This window comes from Clostridium sp. (assembly GCF_050717515.1).
In the GTDB taxonomy this organism is placed as follows: Bacteria; Bacillota; Clostridia; order Clostridiales; family Clostridiaceae; genus Clostridium_AD.
This window is the reverse complement of the sequence record NZ_JBOITL010000025.1, coordinates 87,690-107,801: the sequence shown is the minus strand read 5'-3', so window position 1 is coordinate 107,801 and position 20,112 is coordinate 87,690. Positions and strand designations below refer to the sequence as shown.

At 32.1% G+C, this 20,112-nt stretch carries 18 protein-coding genes and 2 riboswitches; of the genes, 9 read left to right on the top strand and 9 right to left on the bottom strand.

Going from position 1 to position 20,112, the window contains the following annotated elements:
• Positions 1–64 precede the first annotated feature (64 nt).
• Positions 65–871: a TrmB family transcriptional regulator gene (locus ACREV6_RS10025; RefSeq protein ID WP_431577871.1), complete on the bottom strand. Its 807-nt coding sequence runs from the start codon at positions 869–871 to the stop codon at positions 65–67.
• Positions 872–1,131: 260 nt separating this feature from the next.
• Between ACREV6_RS10025 and ACREV6_RS10020 the strand changes: the two genes are divergently transcribed.
• The 3 genes from ACREV6_RS10020 to proC are packed head-to-tail and all read left to right on the top strand — an operon-like array spanning position 1,132 to position 5,243.
• A complete protein-coding gene (locus tag ACREV6_RS10020) occupies positions 1,132–2,034 on the top strand; it encodes a trans-4-hydroxy-L-proline dehydratase activase (RefSeq protein ID WP_431577870.1) in 903 nt (300 codons plus the stop codon).
• Between the two features lie 6 nt (positions 2,035–2,040).
• A complete protein-coding gene (hypD, locus tag ACREV6_RS10015) occupies positions 2,041–4,416 on the top strand; it encodes a trans-4-hydroxy-L-proline dehydratase (protein ID WP_431577869.1) in 2,376 nt (791 codons plus the stop codon).
• 20 nt (positions 4,417–4,436) lie between these two features.
• Positions 4,437–5,243, top strand: coding sequence for a pyrroline-5-carboxylate reductase (gene proC, locus ACREV6_RS10010; protein WP_431577868.1), 807 nt, complete (start codon positions 4,437–4,439; stop codon positions 5,241–5,243).
• Positions 5,244–5,307: 64 nt separating this feature from the next.
• Here proC and ACREV6_RS10005 read toward each other — a convergent pair whose 3' ends face one another.
• The 7 genes from ACREV6_RS10005 to ACREV6_RS09975 form a co-directional block, all read right to left on the bottom strand.
• Positions 5,308–6,249, bottom strand: a complete 942-nt coding sequence (locus tag ACREV6_RS10005) for an ABC transporter permease (protein WP_431578254.1) — start codon at positions 6,247–6,249, stop codon at positions 5,308–5,310.
• Position 6,250: 1 nt separating this feature from the next.
• Complete coding sequence (locus ACREV6_RS10000; RefSeq protein WP_431577867.1) at positions 6,251–7,177, bottom strand: ABC transporter ATP-binding protein; 927 nt, start codon at positions 7,175–7,177, stop codon at positions 6,251–6,253.
• 213 nt (positions 7,178–7,390) lie between these two features.
• On the bottom strand, positions 7,391–7,927 hold the full coding sequence (locus tag ACREV6_RS09995; RefSeq protein ID WP_431577866.1) for a hypothetical protein: 537 nt from the start codon (positions 7,925–7,927) through the stop codon (positions 7,391–7,393).
• Positions 7,928–8,040: 113 nt separating this feature from the next.
• Complete coding sequence (locus ACREV6_RS09990) at positions 8,041–9,375, bottom strand: MATE family efflux transporter (RefSeq protein ID WP_431577865.1); 1,335 nt, start codon at positions 9,373–9,375, stop codon at positions 8,041–8,043.
• Positions 9,376–9,553: 178 nt separating this feature from the next.
• The gene (locus ACREV6_RS09985; RefSeq protein ID WP_431577864.1) at positions 9,554–10,399 is read right to left on the bottom strand and encodes a MetQ/NlpA family ABC transporter substrate-binding protein; all 846 of its coding nucleotides are present in this window, start codon (positions 10,397–10,399) and stop codon (positions 9,554–9,556) included.
• Between the two features lie 47 nt (positions 10,400–10,446).
• On the bottom strand, positions 10,447–11,127 hold the full coding sequence (locus tag ACREV6_RS09980) for a methionine ABC transporter permease (protein ID WP_431577863.1): 681 nt from the start codon (positions 11,125–11,127) through the stop codon (positions 10,447–10,449).
• Positions 11,075–12,142 carry a methionine ABC transporter ATP-binding protein gene (locus tag ACREV6_RS09975; protein ID WP_431577862.1) on the bottom strand — a complete coding sequence of 356 codons (1,068 nt, stop codon included), beginning with the start codon at positions 12,140–12,142 and terminating at the stop codon, positions 11,075–11,077. The genes ACREV6_RS09980 and ACREV6_RS09975 overlap by 53 nt, the downstream gene beginning before the upstream one ends.
• Positions 12,143–12,279: 137 nt before the next feature.
• A riboswitch (SAM riboswitch) is annotated at positions 12,280–12,391 on the bottom strand.
• A 156-nt stretch (positions 12,392–12,547) separates the two neighbouring features.
• Positions 12,548–12,651: riboswitch (SAM riboswitch) on the top strand.
• A 158-nt stretch (positions 12,652–12,809) separates the two neighbouring features.
• On the opposite strand from ACREV6_RS09975, the gene ACREV6_RS09970 reads away from it, so the two are divergent.
• The 6 genes from ACREV6_RS09970 (at position 12,810) to ACREV6_RS09945 (ending at position 17,927) form a co-directional block, all read left to right on the top strand.
• The gene (locus ACREV6_RS09970; protein ID WP_431577861.1) at positions 12,810–14,021 is read left to right on the top strand and encodes a M20 family metallopeptidase; all 1,212 of its coding nucleotides are present in this window, start codon (positions 12,810–12,812) and stop codon (positions 14,019–14,021) included.
• A gap of 135 nt (positions 14,022–14,156) precedes the next feature.
• Positions 14,157–14,534, top strand: coding sequence for a GntR family transcriptional regulator (locus ACREV6_RS09965; protein WP_431577860.1), 378 nt, complete (start codon positions 14,157–14,159; stop codon positions 14,532–14,534).
• A complete protein-coding gene (locus ACREV6_RS09960; RefSeq protein WP_431577859.1) occupies positions 14,527–15,222 on the top strand; it encodes an ABC transporter ATP-binding protein in 696 nt (231 codons plus the stop codon). The genes ACREV6_RS09965 and ACREV6_RS09960 overlap by 8 nt, the downstream gene beginning before the upstream one ends.
• Positions 15,222–15,980: a hypothetical protein gene (locus ACREV6_RS09955; RefSeq protein WP_431577858.1), complete on the top strand. Its 759-nt coding sequence runs from the start codon at positions 15,222–15,224 to the stop codon at positions 15,978–15,980. The genes ACREV6_RS09960 and ACREV6_RS09955 overlap by 1 nt, the downstream gene beginning before the upstream one ends.
• Before the next feature lie 74 nt (positions 15,981–16,054).
• Positions 16,055–16,981, top strand: coding sequence for an ABC transporter ATP-binding protein (locus ACREV6_RS09950; protein ID WP_431577857.1), 927 nt, complete (start codon positions 16,055–16,057; stop codon positions 16,979–16,981).
• 1 nt (position 16,982) lies between these two features.
• On the top strand, positions 16,983–17,927 hold the full coding sequence (locus ACREV6_RS09945) for an ABC transporter permease (RefSeq protein ID WP_431578253.1): 945 nt from the start codon (positions 16,983–16,985) through the stop codon (positions 17,925–17,927).
• A 70-nt stretch (positions 17,928–17,997) separates the two neighbouring features.
• On the opposite strand, the gene ACREV6_RS09940 is transcribed toward ACREV6_RS09945, so the two are convergent.
• Positions 17,998–20,106: a sensor histidine kinase gene (locus tag ACREV6_RS09940; protein ID WP_431578252.1), complete on the bottom strand. Its 2,109-nt coding sequence runs from the start codon at positions 20,104–20,106 to the stop codon at positions 17,998–18,000.
• Positions 20,107–20,112 lie beyond the last annotated feature (6 nt).

Sequence of the window (20,112 nt, the reverse complement as noted above, 5' to 3'; positions counted from 1 at the left end):
AACCTTTAAAAATATTTATTAATATACCACCTATTTTATATTTGAAGAATTTCTTCAAATATAACTATATTTTTTCGAAAATATTTCTAATATTGCCCACAGATTTTTTAAGTTCTTTGCTATCGGAATTATTGACTGATTTTATAAGTTTAAGACAATAAGCATCATGTTTCACATATTCCTTAGCCATAAAAACCATTGAGTAATTTTGTGTCCAAATTACTTCACATATCTTATTATTTTCTATACAACCAAATAATACTTCATTTGAATCGGACACTATAGTAACCCATCTTCCAGGAATATCTTTAATTTTTTCACTTTCAAAACCATGCTTATACAAAATGTTTAAATCAACATCGTATTTATGATCTGCACTGTACAAAATAACTAGAGGATCAATTTTCTTTGATTCTAATAATTTCAATTCATCAAAAACTTCATCTATATCCTCCCGCCAAATTTGAACGAAAAGTTCTTTTTTTGTATTTTTTATAATCTCTCTGCACTTATCAAAAATATTATTATAACCTTTTATATGCCAAATGAAATCCATATTTATGCTTTTATCATATTCTAAAAGTTCACTTTCTATCTCTTCAAGTAAGGAGTTATAGTTATCCTTCTTTTTTGATATGAGTTCCTTTACAGGAATACAGGTGTAATATTTAGGATTTTCAGATTTTGAACAAATTGAAAAATTCTTCCGAACCAAGTTTTCAAGTACTGCATATACTTTCGAACGTGCTACCCCAGAGATCTTACTAATTTGATAACCCGTTGAAGGACCATTCTTTAGGAGTTCTACATAAACTTTTGCTTCAGAATCATTTAATTCAAGTGACTTTAAAAGTAATATTATTTTATCCATAAATTAGTCTCTCCTTCAAAATAGTAGTTACCTATGGTGACTATCATATAATATTGATGAAAATATGTCAATAAAAAAAATAGTATATTAAATAACAAACATATTATAATATTTTTAATAAAAAAATGCAATTTTCAAAAAAAACAACTACTATCATATACAAATAAGTCATAGATAAACGTTTTCATATGGTATAATAGTAAAAATACTAACGGTACATACTCCAAATCTTTTCAAAAAATAAACAGGGGGCGAATTATTTGACATCATCCACTATTTTCAATATCCAAAAGTATTCAATTCATGATGGTCCTGGAATTCGTACTACAGTTTTTTTTAAAGGATGCCCGCTAAATTGCTGGTGGTGCCATAACCCAGAAAGTCAAAATCCAAATCCTGAAATCATGTTCTTTAAGGAAAGATGTACTGGCTGCGGCACATGTGTCAAAAGGTGCCCGGCAAAAGCCATAAAATTGGTACAAGGATTCCCTGTATTTAATGAAAGCAAATGTACTCTTTGTGGAAAGTGCAGTGATTTTTGCCTAAGTAATGCCCGCGAACTTGTAGGAAAAGATATAACCGTTAAGAACCTTATGAAAGAAATAATTAAGGATGAAGTATTTTATGAAGAATCAAATGGTGGAGTAACATTTTCTGGAGGGGAACCATTAATGCATGCAGATTATTTATACAATACCCTTAAAATTTGCAAAGATAAAGGTATCCATACAACAGTTGACACCAGCGGCTATGCATCTTGGGAACAATTTGAAAAAATAGTTGATAAGGTAGACCTTTTTCTATTTGATATTAAACATATGAACAATGAAAAACACATTAAATACACAGGCATGGAAAATACTATAATCTTAGAAAACCTAAAAAATCTTTCGGGAAAGGGTAGCACTATTTATATACGGCTACCACTAATTGCTGGTATAAATGATGATGATGAAAATATTGATGCTACAGTTAATTTCCTATCTAAGCTAAATATAATGCATGTAAATTTATTACCTTTCCATAAGATGGGTATGGACAAATATAGAAGACTTAATAGGTCATATAAATTATCAGGTATGGAAAAACCAAGGGACGAAGTTATAGATAAAATTGCAGATAAATTCAAAAATGCTGGAATAAAAATTATAATAGGGGGTTAGTGTATTATGATGAGTGAAAGAGTAAAAAAATTAAGAGAGCAAAGCTTACGTGCAATCCCACACATTTCTATGGAAAGAGCAATAATAGTTGATGAAGTTTACAAAAAATATGAGGGCACAGTTTCAATTCCCGTACTTCGCGCATTGGTTTTAAAAGAGATTATGTTAAAAAAAGAGCTTTGCATTAATGATGGTGAATTAATTGTTGGTGAAAGAGGTGAATCCCCTGCTTCAACTTGCACCTATCCAGAATTATGTTGCCATACTTTGCAAGATTTTGATGTTATGAATGCTAGGCAGCGAATATCCTTTAAGGTTGACACAGAAAGCAGAAAAATTCAAGAGGATTTAATCATACCTGCCTGGGAAAAGAAATCAATGAGATATAGAATACTTGAAAACATGACGGAGGAATGGAAGGAATGCTATGCAGCCGCAATGTTTACAGAATTCATGGAACAAAGAGGACCAGGTCATACAAGTGGTGATGATAAAATATTTAAAAGAGGCTTTTTGGATTTTAAAGTGGATATAGCTAATGCTATTTCAAAGCTTGATTTTTATAATGATGACGAGGCTCTTGATAAAAAAAACCAATTAGATGCAATGGATATAGCTTGCGACTCAGTAATAATTTTAGGCCGGCGCTACAGCGACTATGCAAAGGAACTTTCCCTGAAAGAATCAGATTCAATACGAAAAAATGAACTTTTAGAAATAGCTGAAATTTGTACACAGGTTCCTGCACATGCTCCAAGAAACTTTAGGGAAGCTCTTCAAATGTATTGGTTTGCTCACATATGCGTTATATCAGAACTCAATCCTTGGGATGCATACAATCCAGGAAGACTTGATCAACATTTAAACCCTTTTTATGAAAGTGAAATCGAGAATGGAGAATTAACTAAAGAAGAGGCTATAGAATTTTTAGAATGTTTCTGGGTGAAGTTTAACAACCAACCCGCACCTCCTAAAGTTGGCATAACATTAAAGGAAAGTGGAACTTATACTGACTTTGCAAATATAAACATTGGTGGAGTTAAAGCTGACGGCCAGGATGGAGTAAATGATGTAAGTTACCTTCTTCTTTATGTAATAGATGAAATGCAGCTTTTACAGCCAAGTTCAAATGTACAAATAAGTAAAAAAAGCCCGCAAAAGTTTGTAAAGGCAGCTTGCGCGATATCCCGAAAAGGCCTAGGTCAGCCCTCAATGTTCAATGCTGATGCAGTTACTCAGGAACTTGTTAATGCTGGTAAAACACTGGAGGATGCAAGATGCGGAGGCACTAGTGGCTGCGTTGAAGCAGGTGCTTTTGGAAAAGAAGCTTATATTTTAACAGGCTACTTTAACTTACCTAAAGTAATGGAAATAACACTTAATAATGGAATTGATTTAATGAGTGGAAAAAAATTAGGGCTTGAAACTGGAGATGCATCAAAGTTCAAGACATATGATGAATTATTTGAAGCTTATAAAAAACAATTAAAACACTTTATAGATATAAAAATGAGAGGAAATAGAGTTATTGAAAGATTATATGCAACACTTATGCCAGAACCTTTCCTTTCAGTATTAACCAGCGATTGTATTTCAAAAGGCAAAGATTATAATGCAGGAGGTGCAAGATACAATACGAACTACATTCAAGGTGTTGGTATTGGCACAATTACTGATGCCTTTACAGCTATAAAAAAACATGTATTTGAAGATAAAAGCATTACTATGAATGAATTAATAGAAGCAATGAAGACTGATTTTAAGGGGCATGAAGATATATTAAAGCTACTAAAAGGCAAAACTCCAAAATATGGCAATGATGATGATTATGCTGATGATGTTATGAGAGAAATATTTAATTCCTACTATAAAGAAGTAACTGGAAGAAAAAATGGAAAAGGTGGAGAATATAGAATAGATATGCTTCCTACCACCTGTCACATTTACTTTGGTTCAGTTATTGGAGCTACCCCTAATGGAAGAAAAGCTTTTATGCCTGTATCTGAAGGGATTTCTCCTGACAAAGGTGCTGATGTAAACGGACCAACTGCAGTTCTTAAATCTGCAGCAAAAATGGATCACTTAAAAACTGGAGGAACATTACTCAATCAAAAATTTACGCCAGCTGTTGTAGAAGGTGAAGATGGCTTGAATAATTTATCAAATTTGGTAAGGTCATATTTTAGATTAGATGGTCATCATATTCAATTTAATATTGTAAGTAGTGATACACTACTCGCTGCACAAAAAAATCCAGAGGATTATAATGATTTGATAGTAAGAGTTGCAGGATACAGTGATTACTTTAATAACCTAGACAAGGTGCTTCAAGATGAGATAATTGGAAGGACAGATCAATCCTTTGGTGGATGTGGCTGTTAAAAAAATAGCGGAGGTATAATATGAATAAAATAATAGGATTTATTGGATGTGGCAACATGGGCCTGGCAATGATCGGTGGAATATTAAATGCTAATTTAGTAACACCTAGCAGTATTATTGTAGGTGACTTAAATGAAAAGAGTTTAGCTGAAGCTACTCTAACATATGGTATAAAGACTACTACGGATAATAATGAAGTTGCTAAAATTTCTGATATTATTGTATTATCAGTAAAACCAAACTTATATCCCATAGTAATAAAACAAATAAAAGATCAAATTAAAGAAGATGTAATAATTGTTACTATTGCAGCTGGGAAAGCTATTAAAAGCACAGAAGAGATGTTTGGCCGAAAACTTAAGATAATTAGAGTAATGCCTAATACCCCAGCACTTGTAGGCGCTGGAATGTCTGCAATTTGCCCCAGTGAAATGGTTACAAAATCAGAACTTTCTGAGATAGTTAATATATTTAAAAGTTTTGGGAAAGCAGAAATAGTTGATGAGAAATTAATGGATGTAGTAACTGCGGTCAGTGGTTCATCTCCAGCTTTTGTATATATGTTCATTGAATCAATGGCTGATGCAGCGGTCCTAGGTGGAATGCCTAGAAATCAAGCTTACACATTTGCAGCTCAAGCAGTGCTTGGTTCTGCCAAAATGGTACTAGAAACAGGAAAACATCCTGGTGCTTTAAAGGACATGGTATGCTCTCCAGGTGGAACTACTATAGAAGGTGTAGCTGCTCTTGAAGAAAAAGGCTTTAGAAATGCAATTATTTCAGCTCTTAGAAAAACAACTCAAAAATCTATAGAATTATCTAAATAAAATTAAGGTGCCGTTTTACTGCGGCACCTTAATTTTATACTTATTTATTCTGTTTTTTGTAATATTATGCTACTATATCTCTTTTAGTAAATCCTATATATGAAATAACATTGAAAATTACAAAATAAACTATTAGTACAATAATTGAGAATTTCATTGTCATACCTTTAACTAAAGGCTCCCCAGTAATATATTGGTTCAAATCTGTATTTGCAAACAAAATATATTTTGACCAATTAAACTTAGTAAGCATTAGTGTTATGACATTTCCTATAGTTAAAAGGAAAACTCCAACTCCTGTAGCCATTGAACTATTACGGAAAACTGTAGAAATCATAAATGCTAAAGTAACCATCATAATTAAGTTTATAGACTTAAGTCCATAAAGTTCCAAAATGTGTACTATCATATTAACCTCAGTAATTTTCCCACTTGAACTTGTAAGGAATGGAGTACCTGCACCACTAAAGCTAAATAATATTCCTCCAAGAAGGAATGACACTATAAAAAGCACCAAAAGCATTAAAAGAGTATATCCTATAACAGCAATATATTTAGACAGTAAAATTTTCCATCGCTTTGAAGGTCTAATTAGTAATAGTTTAATTGTACCCTCGGAAAACTCATTTGCTACTATTTTGCCACCCATTACAATTGCAAAAAGAGCGATTAGAGATATTATACCGCCCATTCCTTCTACAAATCCCCATAAGGAGTTACCTTGCACTGGTTGTATATCATGTTTAAGACGATATTCATTAGATTGCAAATTCTTTTTATATACATCTTTGTCATCTTTAGGTATTTCGGGATTAGCTAGATCTTTCTTAATATTTTGATTTGCAATTGTTATATCTGCTTTCCAATCACTTTTAGGCGCCTGGGTACCTGTAAATCTAGTTAAGAGCCCAACTGCTACTATAATAGCAACTAATATCCCCATCATTATCCATGTACTAATGCTATGAGAAAGCTTCATGTTTTCATTACGAACTAAATTAACCATCTTACGCAATTTCGTTACCCCCTGTCATTTCTAAGAATTTTTTCTCTAAGCTTTGTTGCTCCCTGCGAACGCCGTAAATTTTAATTCCCTTGCCCACAAGTTTTTCAACGAGCTCAGGTATATTTTCTATATTTTCTATGATTTCGATTTCCTTATCTTTTATTTCTGGTTTATATTTGCTACTAAGACTTTCTAAATATGCCTTTGCAGTTTCAATTGGCGTAACAGTTAGAGCTATAACCGAATCTGCCTCATCTTCAAGCATTTCCTTCATATCCTGAATTCTAACAAGTTTTCCGTTTTGTATAATTCCAACCCTATCACACATAAGCTCCATTTCTGAAAGCAAGTGACTTGATACAATTACTGCAACGTTTTCTTCTTTTGCAAGGGTCCTCAAATGATTACGCAATTCATGAATACCAGCAGGATCTAGTCCATTAGTAGGTTCATCTAGTACCAATAGTTTTGGAGAGTTAATAAGTGCTTGTGCAACCCCTAGCCTTTGGCGCATCCCTAGTGAATATGTCTTTATTTTGTTGTGTATTGTTTTTTCTAGTCCCACAATTTTTATAACCTCATCAATACGTTCCCTCTTTATATCTGGATACATTCTCCAAAAATGAAGGAGATTTTGATACCCTGTTAAATATTTATACAAATCTGGATTTTCAATAATTCCACCTACTTGAGCTATGGCCTTTTCAAAATCCTTCTCCACATTAATTCCATCAATATACATTTCACCTTTAGTAATAGACATAAGTCCTAAAAGCATTTTAATAGTAGTAGTTTTACCCGCTCCATTTGGCCCCAGGAATCCAAACACCTCACCGGAACGTACGTCAAAAGTAAGGTCATCTATTATTACTTTTTTTCCAATTTTCTTTGTAACATTCTTGATTTGTACAATAGTTTTCATTTTCATGTTCAACCCCTTAATATAAATTTAAAACTGCTTCTGCTAGTAAATTGGTTATTTCCATATTTTATTATATCACTGGTTACTTAAAACCTCAAACCAGCAGCAATACTTAGGCTCCGACCTCATAGAAAACGTAAATTTTTATAAATATAAAAGCACTAGTTACTCTGCATCTTTCTAACAAAGTAACTAGTACTCCTATTTATAACCACCCACTTAGTTAACATTTTTATCTAAAATATATGCTGCAAAAGTTGTTTCTGTTTTTGGATCATAATATACAGATAACACTATTCCATTATATTTAAAATTACTATATGCAAAAGTTATATGTTCTTCCACTGCTTTTCCGAATACACTCTGAAAACTGCCTATTTTACTACCAAGTTTTGCCCCATTAAAATCCACATCCTTATTATCAATGTATACTTGGTCTACTGGGCCATTCCCATAATCTTTAAACCAAACTCGAATATCTAATTGTGAAAACTCCAGTCCCCCCTCATCAATAGTAGTTGATTCCTCACCAAGCTTTGTGATAAGTTCTTTTTTGCTTAGACCTATCAATTTAATATATTTTTTAAAACTGATATTTTTTTCAGAAGCTTCTTTAGCACTTTCATCATTTGGCAGTTCATTTTGAACTGTTTCCTTTGTAGGTGGATTATTCCCTTTAGTCATAGCCTTTGATGTATATGCCACTGTGAATAATGTTAATAATACCACTATGGCTAATGTAGCTATTTTTTTCATAAAAAATCGCTCCTTCTAATAAGCTTATCTATTAATACTTATTATATGCGATTTTCTCTACCACTTTATATCAAATCAATGTCAATTACACTACAAAATAGTTACAAATCCACTTAATTATTATGCCATTTTCCAGACCTCATGTAGATCATGCACATCACAAGTGATGCAAATGTTGCTAGTGGAGACGCAAACCCAATTTCATATAGTGTTATACCTGGAACTCTACTTAGTGCAAAAGAGACTGGAATACGAATGCTAAAGGTAGTAATAAGACTGTGAATCATTGGAAATAATGAATTGCCACAACCACTGAAAAATGAATTCATACAAAAGACAAAACATACCAAGATACAGTCGATACTGTATGATTTAAGGTATAATGCAGCTGTTGCTATTACCTGCGTATCTTTCGAAAACAATGATGTCAGTGATGTTGGATTCCACTGTGCATATACATAGAATATTATTCCGATGATTAAAGAACCTCCTATGCCTATGTACAAACACTGTTTTGCTCTTTCCGGCTTCTTCGCCCCCATATTCTGAGCTGTCATTGCTGCAATTGCTGAAGCAAATGCAATAGTTGGAAGCATCGTAAATATAATTATTTTTTCTACAACACCTAAAGATGCAGAAGCAGTAAGTCCCATTTTATTAATAACTGCTGTAATTATTATAAAAGAAATGTTAATTAAACCATCCTGCAATGCAATTGGTAGTCCTAACTTAAATACCTTTTTTACCTTCCCTGATTTAAGCCTAATATGACTGCGATGAAACTCAAAGGCAAAACCCATCTTTTTTATATAAAATACCCCAAGTATGAAGCTTATAGCTTGAGCAGATATGGTAGCAATTGCGGCTCCTGGTGCCCCCATATTAAAGCCACCCACTAAAATTAAATCTACAGCAATATTCGTTACACAAGCTACCGCAATAAAAAATAACGGTGCTTTTGAATTGCCTAGCCCTCTTAGAATACCGCTTAACGCATTGTAACCAATAATAAATGGGATACCACAAGAACAGATGAGTATATACTGTTTTGTGTGTTTAATTGCCTCTGTTGGTGTATTCATTAAATTTGTAATACTACCTGTAAGAAGCACCATAATTGTAGTCAAAATAACGGCCATTATACCAAAGATGCAAATGATAGTCCCAACTGAATCTGCAATATCTTTATCTTTTTTCGCACCCAAATAGTGGCCTATTAAAATAGTGCCACCTGTGCTTAATCCAAGAATAACTCCTGTAATTGTCTGCATAATCTGACTTCCTGTAGCCACCGAAGAAACTTGCGCCGAATTGTCAAATTGCCCAACAATAAGCAAATCAGCTGCACCATAGAGTGCTTGAAGCAAACTTGCGAGTAGAAAAGGAAAAGCAAATTTTAATAGTGTGGGGATAACCTTTCCCTCTGTTAAATTGTTTTGTTGTTCCATAATAAATAAACCTCCCATAAATAAAAAAAAATGCTGGATAAGGCAGTTGGCTTTATCCAACCATCTTATCCAGCATATAGTAATCTATATACCCTCCGATGAACAGCATTCATCATATCATATACACAGAGTGGTGTCAAAAATAAGCAACAATAAGCATTAGCCCCGCTAGGCTTAATTAAAATGCTGGTAAAGTAGCGCCCTTGTATAATTCTTGTATAACTTTCTTTGTTTCATCTGTTTGGTATGCCTTAACTAACTTTTTTAAGGTTGCATTGTCTTTGTCTCTAGTCTTTACAGCGATTATATTAAAGTAATTTTTTACACTTTCTTTTTTAACATCTTCAGTAAAAATAGAATCTTTAAGTGGTGAATACCCTGCATCTACTGCAACACCATTATTTATAGCAGCAATATCTACATCCTGTATTGATCTTGGAATTTGTGTAGCTGCAAGTTCAACTATCTTAAGCTTCTTTTTATTTTCTATGATGTCTTTTATTGTAGGAGTTATACCAACCCCATCCTTTAATTTGATTAATCCTGCTTCCTGAAGCAATATAAGTGCCCTTCCACCATTACTTGCATCGTTTGGAATAGCAATTTTGGCTCCATCTTTAAGAGTTTTTATATCCATAACTTTTTTAGAATATATTCCCATAGGTGCTAAAACAGTATTTCCTATTGATGTAAGGTCTAATTTATGATCTGCTTTAAATTTATTAAAATAGCCTATGGTTTGGAATGCATTTGCATCAATTTCCCCATCACTTAATGCTTGATTAGGTCTTATATAATCGCTAAAGTTTACTAATTGTAAATCAATGTTTTCTTTAGCTAATTTTATTTTTATCTTATCCCAAAGCACATGTTCATCCCCTGTAACCCCTAATTTAACTACTTGTTTTTTAGCTGGTGTATTGCTTGGAGTAGTGCTTACCGCTTTTGAACTTCCACAACCTACTAAAGCAGTTATTGTAATTAACGCTATTACTACTAACATTGATATTTTTTTTATTATCATTTTAAATCCCCCTTTATTTTGAAGATAGTGTTAACACTATCTTTGTTTTAATGATTTAATTTTTTTAGTATAAATTCTCCAAAACTTTGTATTGATGTTACCAATACAAGAAGAATTAATATTGTTGCCACCATTATATCCGTTTTAAAATATTGATAACCATATCTGATTGCGAAATCTCCTAAGCCTCCTCCACCAACAGTTCCAGCCACTGCAGAAAATCCAATCAAACTGACAGTAGTAATGGTAAGTGCATATACAATTCCAGGCAGTCCTTCTTTAAGTAAAACCCTATATATTATTTCAAAAGAACTTGATCCCATGGCCTGAGCTGCTTCTATAACTCCTTTGTCAATATCCAAAAGGGCTGATTCAATTTGTCTTGCCACAAATGGAATCGAACCAATAACTAGTGGGACTAAAGCCCCCTTCATTCCAATAGTAGTCCCAACCACAAGACGAGTAAAAGGTATTATTGCAGCAAGTAATATTACAAATGGTATTGCTCTGAATATATTTATACTTTTACCCACTACGTTGTAAATCCCACTATTCTCTAAAATATTATCTGGCCTTGTAACTACTAAAATGATTCCTAAAGGAATTCCTATAAGTGTAGAAATAAATCCTGATATGCTCACCATTCCAATGGTTTCACATAATGCTTTTATCATATCAGGAAATAATTCCACTACATTTGGCAGGTAATTTACTAAAAACTGATGCATGCTCTATCACCTCCACATTTATATTATTTTCTTCTAGATATTTTATTGATTCTACTATCCCTTCCTTAGTTCCATTAAACTTTACAATTAAATTGCCAATAGGTATATGTTGAATAATTTCAATATTCCCAAACAAGATACTGGCATCTATTTTAAATTTTCTAGATAACTTAGAAATAAAGGCCTGTCCCGTATTTTGTCCCACAAATGATATTTTAGCTACAGTTTCCCCTTCTGCAAATTCTACATCGCATAGGAAATCATATATCTTATCATAATTAAAAACAGTAGATATAAATTCTTTGGTTATTCCAGCCTTGGGATTTGTAAAAATATCAACTATCTCTCCACGTTCAACTATTTGTCCGTCTTCCATTACCGCAACTTCATGACAAATTTCTTTTACTACTTCCATCTGGTGGGTAATGATTACTATAGTTAAATCTAGCTTTTCATTAATTTCCTTTAACAATTTTAAGATTGACCCTGTGGTCTGTGGATCTATTGCCGAAGTTGCTTCGTCACACAATAAAACCTGTGGATCGTTTGCTAAGGCCCTAGCTATAGCAACCCTCTGTTTCTGACCTCCACTTAATTGTGATGGATATGCTAGAATTTTATCACTAAGGCCAACTAACTCTAGAAGACTTAAAACTTTTTGTTTTTTATCCTCCTTAGTATAGCTATTTCCCTTGAGTGGATACTCAACATTTTGAAATACATTTCTACTGCTCATTAAGTTAAAGTGTTGAAATATCATCCCAATTTTTTTCCTACTGTCTCTTAGCTCTTTTTCAGGTAGCTTGGTTAATTCTTTATTGTTAACTATAACCTGTCCACAGGTGGGTTTTTCCAATAAATTTATACAGCGTATTAATGTACTTTTTCCTGCTCCACTGTATCCTATTATTCCAAAAATTTTACCCTTTTCAATATGTAGATCAATTTCTTTTAATGCTTCAACTGTTCCCTGTTTATTTACATAAACTTTTCTTACTCCTTTAATCCAAATCATATTTCCCCTCCTTAAATCATCACCTTATCATCTGAAACCCCACTAAAAATCTCAATAAAAAAATCCCCTTCTTTTCAAAAAGAAGAGGATAAATACATAAAAAAACCCATAGAAGGGTTGACTTTTAATAGTACCTTCACTCATCTTTCAGAAGCAATGTTCTGATGGACTTAGCACCTTACATGCAAATAATAACATGTGGTTGCTGAAACTTCATCGGGCCAATCCCTCAGTTTCTCTCGATAAGAATAATTATTAAATTTTTATTTTTGCAATTTTTGATTGCTTGAGATTCATTATACTTACTACTTTTAAAAATGTCAACAATGAAACTAAAATATTTTCCACTGTTGACAATATTAAATAAAAGCCTTATTATAACTTTTAAACAACTTAATAACAAAATTCTTATCAAGAGAGGTGGAGGGACTGGCCCTTTGAAACCTCGGCAGCGGGTTCTTTTAGAATACTGTGCCAATTCCAGCAAAATGATTCTTGAAAGATAAGATGGCTATATTTTAACTATAAATTAACCCTCTTCTTTTCATAGAAGAGGCTTTTTTGTTTAAAATGAATTATTTACTTCATGCACGCACAGTTATCTTATAATTCAAAATTCTAATTTTCGGTACACCCGTCAAATCGTAAAAAAACTGGAGGAACAAGTATGAAATTTACATCAGAAAAAATCAACGAATTTAAAAACACAATTTTATCAAACATTGAAGCCAACAAAAAAAATTACATACAAATAAGTCACAGCATCCATAAAAGACCAGAACTAGGAAACCAGGAGTTTTTTGCTTCAAATATTCTTACTGAAACACTAGAAAAACAGGGATTTAATATAGAAAAAGGAGTAGCTGGTCATAAAACTTCATTTATAGCAAAAAAGTGCTCCAAAGAAAAAAAAGGTGCAACTATTGGTTTTTTAGCAGAATATGATGCTCTTCCAAACCTTGGGCATGCTTGTGGTCATAATATTATTGGTACCACTAGCGTTGCTGCTGCTATTGCTCTATCAAAAGTAATAGATGAGGTAGGAGGAGAAATAATAGTTTTAGGTACTCCTGCAGAAGAAGGAGGCGAAAATGGAAGTGCAAAGGCAAGCTTTGTAAAGTATGGTTTACTTAAAGGCATAGATGCTTGTATAATTGCTCATCCTTCAAGCAGAACTGGCATTACAGGTGATTCCCTATGTGTAGATCCATTAGACTTTGAATTTATAGGCAGACCCGCTCATGCAGCTGCTTGCCCTGAAAAAGGTATAAATGCGCTAGATGGTGTTATACAATTATTTAATGGTATAAATGCCTTAAGACAGCATTTATCAAAGGATGCACGTATACATGGCATAATAACTCATGGAGGAGATGCTCCAAATATTGTTCCTGAATATGCCAAAGCAAGATTTTTCATTAGAGCTGCCACTCGTAAAAGTTGCGATGAAGTAACAACTAAGGTTAAAAATATAGCTAAGGGAGCTGCTCTTGCTACTGGCTGCGCAGTCAATATTATAACTTTTCAAAATAGGGTAGATAATATGCTTAAAAATAGTGTTTTTGATAATATCTTTGTAGAAAATTTAAATTTTTTAGGATTTGATACAGATAGAAAAAAAGCATCTGGTATAGGTTCCTCAGACGTAGGAAATATAAGCCATGTTGTTCCAACAATTCAGCCAACTATTAAAATTGGACCTGACACTTTAGTAGGTCATACTAGTGAATTTTGTGATGCAGCAATATCAAAACAGGGAGATGAGGCCTTAATTATCGGTGCTAAAGCCATAGCACTTACAGGGCTTTCACTGTTAGCTTATGAGGATAAGCTTAAATCTATAACAGATGAATTTCACAGAGCTTTAGCCACTGAATAACACTCTAATTTTCTGCTACCTAATAATCATATAATAAAATTATTTTAATTTCCATATTGACACTGCTAATGTTCTAGTGTACTATTAACATATGTCACTAGAACATAGATGCACTTTCTGAAAGGAGATGGAACAATGAATACAGAATTTAATGACAAAACGCCTATATATCTACAAATTATGGACCTTATAAAAATGGACATCGTTACAGGAAAACTAAAATCAAATGACAAATTACCTTCTGTAAGAGAAATGGCAGGCAATTTGAGAGTAAATCCGAATACACTTCAAAGGTCCTATCAAGAACTTGAAAGACTTGGAATAGTTTTTACACAAAGAGGTACCGGAACATTCGTGGGGGAGGGTAAAAATATGGTAGATGATTTAAAGAAAGAAATGGCAAAGGAAGTTATCGATTCTTTTATACTTAGAATGAAAAGCTTAGGCTTTACTACGAGTGAAATAATTGAATCTGTTTCAAATGAAACTACGGAGGTAAAACAGAATGACTAATATATTAAAATCTGAAGGAATTTGTAAGTCCTACTTAAACAAAAAAGCTTTACGTGGAGTAGATCTGGAAATAATGCCTGGTAAAATTGTAGGACTTCTTGGTCCCAATGGTAGCGGTAAAACTACCTTCTTAAAAATAGCAGCTGGCATTCTGCATTCCTCTAGTGGAGAAATACTCATAGATGGTCAAAGACCTGGTGTTTATACAAAGTCTATAGTTTCCTATTTGCCTGATAATGAGTATCTTCTAAAGTGGATGAAAATAAAGGATGCTATGAAGTATTTCAAGGACTTTTATTCTGATTTTGATGAAAAAAAAGCAATAGAAATGCTCAAATTTATGAAACTTGATGAAAACAGCACTGTAAAAAGCCTATCAAAGGGAATGAAGGAAAAGTTAAAGCTTACCTTGGTACTTTCAAGATCCGCAAAGCTTTATATACTTGATGAGCCACTTGGTGGTGTAGATCCCACTACTAGAGAACAAATATTAAATGCTATAGTCAATAATTTTACTGAAAATAGTTCCATGCTAATTACAACACATCTTGTAAATGATATAGAGCGAATTTTCGATGATGTAGTCTTCATAGACCATGGAGAGATAGTACTTCAAGGTAATGCAGAAGAATTACGAATGAGTAAGGGAAAGTCAATTGATGAATTATACAGGGAGGTATTTAAGTAATGTTTAAGCTTATAAAATATGAATTAAGATCAACTTTTTTAACCATACTCGGCATTTGTATATCTGTTATAATTGCTAACCTGTTTCTTATGACAAAGAAAGATACCTGGGGCGTTGCAGTACCCGGATTATCTACCTGCTTAATTATTGGTGCCATAGTAGTAATATTTATATCTTCATTAAAAATTATGAGCAAATATTTGCATGGAGATGAAGGTTACCTATTATTTACACTTCCGCAATCTGGTATGTCAATAATAACTTCAAGGCTGATAACTGCTTTAATTCAAATATCTATTGTTCTTTTCGTATCCATTTTAATGTTTAATTTTACTGTACCAGACAAAACATTTTTAGATTTATTTAAAGATTTCAAGCTCAGTCAAGTATTCTTCTCTATAATTGTATATATATGGGGCCTTGTTTCTTCCTTAACCTTTATATACTTCTGCATGGTTATTGGAAAAGTAGCCTTAAAAGGTAAAAAATTAGGCAAAATAGGTTCTTTTATAATTTTTATAATACTATCAATAGCAATAAGCTGGCTGTCTACTAAAATTACAACCGCATTTCCTCAAACACTTAACTTTGGTGGTTTTACACTAGCTAATAGTTTTAAAACACCCAATTCTAGTTTTTCCCTTTCAGGCGTAGCATTAAATATTAATATTGCTAACGTCATATTTGAAATTATTACTTTTGCTGGATTTTTCATAACCACTACCTATCTAATAGATAAAAAATTAGATTTATCATAAGCTTTAATAGTTTTAAAATATCTTAAATTATAGTATAAAAAACTGAAAATTAAAATCATATCTGGAGGTTGAACATGAAAATGAAAACTATAGTACAAATCAAGAATGTTACAAAGAAAATCGGTAAAAAGGTAATAATAGACGATCTTACTTTTGACGTACGTTCCGGTGAGGTGTTTGGATTCCTCGGACCCAATGGTGCTGGTAAAACTACTACTATTAAAATGCTTTTAGGACTTATGTCTATTACTAAAGGTGAAATGTATATTGACGGATTAAATATTGAGAAAGATTTTGAAAAGGCCATTGCTAAAGTAGGTGGGATCATTGAAAATCCAGATTTGTATAAATATTTAACAGGATATCAAAATCTTATACATTTTTGGAGGATGTACCCAGATTTAAAGCGGGAACGTATTGATGAGGTTATAAAACTTGTTGGCCTTGAAAAAACAATAAATAACAAAATAAAAACATATTCACTAGGGATGCGCCAAAGACTAGGGATTGCGCAAGCACTACTTAATTCTCCAAAATTATTGGTACTAGATGAACCTACTAATGGACTGGATCCAGCTGGTATTCATGAACTACGTAGTCATTTAAGAACCCTTGCAAGAGAAGAAAATGTTGCAGTAATTGTGTCAAGTCACTTACTTTCAGAAATGGAACTTATGTGCGATAGAGTAGGAATAATACAAAACGGGAAATTGGTTAGAATCCAGGATATGAAAGAAATGCTTGAAGAGGAGTCAGATTCAGTTATAGCGCTAACTGTTACTCCAATTACAAAAGCAAAATCATATTTAGAAAGTCTTAGTAGCAAATATAAACCAGAAATTAAAGATAAGGAAATTGAAATTAGTGAAACCATAGAAAAAGTTCCTGAACTCGTTGAAAAACTTGTGGGCCAGGGAATTAAAATTTACGGTGTCCGCAAAGTACAACAAAGTTTAGAATCAAAATTCTTAGAAATGACAGGGGGTAATGAAATTGCGTAAGATGATTAATTTAGTTCGTAATGAAAATATGAAGCTTTCTCATAGCATTAGTACGTGGATAATGATGGGACTATTAGTTGCTATTATAGTAACACTTGGGCTGGTAACTAGATTTACAGGCACCCAGGCGCCTAAAAGTGATTGGAAAGCAGATATATCAATTCAAAATCAAAATATTAAGAAAGATCTAGCTAATCCAGAAATACCTAAAGATGACAAAGATGTATATAAAAAGAATTTACAAACTAATGAATATCGTCTTAAAAACGACATACAACCAGTGCAAGAAAACTCCTTATGGGGATTTGTAGATTCAACAAGTGGTTTAATAACTTTAATAGCACTTTTCGCCATTGTAATGGGTGGTGGAATAGTAGCCAATGAGTTTTCAGGAGGCACAATTAAACTATTACTAATTAGACCTTCCAAACGCTTTAAAATTCTAATTTCAAAATATATTTCTGTTTTAGGATATACTCTTTTAATGCTTTTGGTACTTTTATTAGTGTCATCCCTTGTTGGAGGAATATTATTTAGCTTTAAAGGTGCAGGTACAACATTCCTTACAAATACTAATGGAATAGTTACTGAAGTTAATATGATATCACATATGATACAGGTTTACGGACTTCAGTGTATAAACTTAGTTATGATGGTTACTTTAGCATTTATGATTTCTTCAGTTTTCCGTAATAGTTCAATGGCTATAGGAATTGGTGTTTTTCTTTTAACTGTAGCACCAGGAATAACACAACTACTCAGTATGAAATTTAATTGGGCAAAATATATATTGTTTGCAAATACTAATTTGAATCAATATATTACTGGACAGCCTTTAGTTGAAGGAATGACAATGACCTTTTCAATTATTATACTTATAGTTTATTTTGTAATCTTTAATGCTATTTCCTATATAGGATTTACTAAAAGAGATATAGTAGCCTAATATTTATATTGCTTAAAACAGAGCTTGTCAGTAAACTGACAAGCTCTGTTTTTATTTTTTGGAACAATAATTAAGCTTCTGGTTGAAAGCATGGGACAGTTACCTTGGCTTTAAATAGATCTCCATCAATTTCAATACTAAGATTTCCTCCTTGAAGCTCTAAAATGCTCTTAGCAATGGAAAGTCCTAGACCTGACCCTTCAGTATTTCTGGACTTATCTCCCCTAATAAATCTTTCAAATATTTCTTCTTTGTCAAAATCCATTTCATAAGAGGAAATATTTTTCATAGTTATAATTATTTTTTCATCATCCACTACTAACTCAATATATACTCTAGTTTTCGGAAGCGCGTATTTTAGTATATTATTTATGAGATTTTCAAATACTCTCCAAGTCTTTTTCCCATCTAAATTAGCATATACCTTTTCTTTAGGCATCTTTAACTTAAATATTAAGGATGAATTGTTAATTTTCTCATGGAGTTCTGCTAAGGCTTGCGAAAGTAGTGCAGTTACATCTACTTTTTCTATATTAAGTTCCACTTCGCCACTAGCCATCTTAGATGCTTCAAATAAGTCATCAATAAGTATTTTAAGTCTCTGAGATTTTCTATCTAATACATCTATATACCCTTGTGATTCTTCTTTAGATAAGCCTTCTTTTTTTAGCAAATCAACATAATTTATAATGGATGTAAGTGGAGTTTTTAAATCATGAGACACATTAGTTATAAGTTCAGACTTAAGCCTTTCACTTTTTATCTCATTTTCAAGGGATTTTTTAAAAGAAGCCTTCATATTGTTTATGTTATGGGCTAGTTTAAAAAGATCACCTCTCCCTCTTTCTTTTATAGTATAATTAAGATTTCCTGAAACTATTTCTTCTGTCCCCTTTATAATATTATTAAAATCTCTTGTTTTATTAAATTTGTGAATTAACATAAACATCAGGTAACAAAATATATATGCTATTGGTATTATTATGAGCATGGACTCCTTCATTAATGCAATAAATGCAGCAAATACACATAGTGCAAATACTACCGCACGTAAAATAATACGTCTTACTTTAAACTTAGGGCTTTGAACTATAGGGCTGACTTTATGAAATAAGCATTTTTTTACCTCAGACCTAAATTCTTCCTTGTTTGTTTTTAAATTAACTGCCACCCTTACATTAAATATAAAGTAAAATATATAAAATACTACAATAGTAAGTTTATAAAGATGTCCAAAACTATATGGTTTGTAGAAAAACGCTACCTTATTTATATATAAATTCATTATAAATGAGTAAACTATAAATATAAATATCCTCAAGTCTAGAGGCACCTTATTATACCATTTCGTTAATTTTTGAATAAAATCTATTTCTTCATTATTTTTCTTTAATATATATATTAGCATGATAAGCCCTATAACAAATGCCACAAATCCTATAATAGACTCCTTAACAATTCTTTGTCTTACGGAATTATAATAATTATAATTATTATATATATAACTGCTTTGATCTATATCCTTAGGAATAATAAAATATGCTTCTCCATTAGTACCTAAAGACTGATTTATTGAAACCAATTCATTATTATTCACTAAAGATTTCTCAGGAAATTTTATACTGTACAATGCATTGTTTTTTACATATAAATCTATATCTGAAACATTTTCTATGTTGGTATCTATAACATTGTTTTTACCCTTTGTTATGTAATATTTTATTATAGTTTTCCCCTCTACAGCTCTTTTAATATTCTCATAGTCTTTAGTCTTATATGCAGCAACTTCCTTTTTCAAAGTCTCTAAAGTTTTTGAATTTTCCTTTTTAAATTCATCAAGCTCTTTAGTTTTTGCATCTATTAGCCTACTTAGCTTTGCTTTATTACCTTGTTGCTCCGCTGCTACTATATCATTTTTATACTTATCATTTATTTCATATTCCTTATTTTTAAAATTAGAATCATACACTGTTTTAGATGACATCAGCTCATCTTTTGTAACTTTTTCATCAACTGACTTATGTGAATAATCTTTATATATACCATTTAATGCTTGTATATTATTAAAATAACCAACTAATTCATTCTTGAATTCCGAACTACTAAAATAAGGTTCTGGTCTTAAATAACTTTTATTTTTTACAAAGTCTGTTGCTGAAAGTACTGAAAGCCCCAACATATATAC

Excerpts from the sequence above, each read along its gene's own strand:
- ACREV6_RS10025 (WP_431577871.1), bottom strand. The coding sequence starts at position 871 with ATGGATAAAATAATATTACTTTTAAAGTCACTTGAATTAAATGATTCT.
- hypD (WP_431577869.1), top strand. The coding sequence starts at position 2,041 with ATGATGAGTGAAAGAGTAAAAAAATTAAGAGAGCAAAGCTTACGTGCA.
- proC (WP_431577868.1), top strand. The coding sequence starts at position 4,437 with ATGAATAAAATAATAGGATTTATTGGATGTGGCAACATGGGCCTGGCA.
- ACREV6_RS10005 (WP_431578254.1), bottom strand. The coding sequence starts at position 6,249 with ATGGTTAATTTAGTTCGTAATGAAAACATGAAGCTTTCTCATAGCATT.
- ACREV6_RS10000 (WP_431577867.1), bottom strand. The coding sequence starts at position 7,177 with ATGAAAATGAAAACTATTGTACAAATCAAGAATGTTACAAAGAAAATT.
- ACREV6_RS09995 (WP_431577866.1), bottom strand. The coding sequence starts at position 7,927 with ATGAAAAAAATAGCTACATTAGCCATAGTGGTATTATTAACATTATTC.
- ACREV6_RS09990 (WP_431577865.1), bottom strand. The coding sequence starts at position 9,375 with ATGGAACAACAAAACAATTTAACAGAGGGAAAGGTTATCCCCACACTA.
- ACREV6_RS09985 (WP_431577864.1), bottom strand. The coding sequence starts at position 10,399 with ATGATAATAAAAAAAATATCAATGTTAGTAGTAATAGCGTTAATTACA.
- ACREV6_RS09980 (WP_431577863.1), bottom strand. The coding sequence starts at position 11,127 with ATGCATCAGTTTTTAGTAAATTACCTGCCAAATGTAGTGGAATTATTT.
- ACREV6_RS09975 (WP_431577862.1), bottom strand. The coding sequence starts at position 12,142 with ATGATTTGGATTAAAGGAGTAAGAAAAGTTTATGTAAATAAACAGGGA.
- ACREV6_RS09970 (WP_431577861.1), top strand. The coding sequence starts at position 12,810 with ATGAAATTTACATCAGAAAAAATCAACGAATTTAAAAACACAATTTTA.
- ACREV6_RS09965 (WP_431577860.1), top strand. The coding sequence starts at position 14,157 with ATGAATACAGAATTTAATGACAAAACGCCTATATATCTACAAATTATG.
- ACREV6_RS09960 (WP_431577859.1), top strand. The coding sequence starts at position 14,527 with ATGACTAATATATTAAAATCTGAAGGAATTTGTAAGTCCTACTTAAAC.
- ACREV6_RS09955 (WP_431577858.1), top strand. The coding sequence starts at position 15,222 with ATGTTTAAGCTTATAAAATATGAATTAAGATCAACTTTTTTAACCATA.
- ACREV6_RS09950 (WP_431577857.1), top strand. The coding sequence starts at position 16,055 with ATGAAAATGAAAACTATAGTACAAATCAAGAATGTTACAAAGAAAATC.
- ACREV6_RS09945 (WP_431578253.1), top strand. The coding sequence starts at position 16,983 with ATGATTAATTTAGTTCGTAATGAAAATATGAAGCTTTCTCATAGCATT.
- ACREV6_RS09940 (WP_431578252.1), bottom strand. The coding sequence starts at position 20,106 with ATGTTGGGGCTTTCAGTACTTTCAGCAACAGACTTTGTAAAAAATAAA.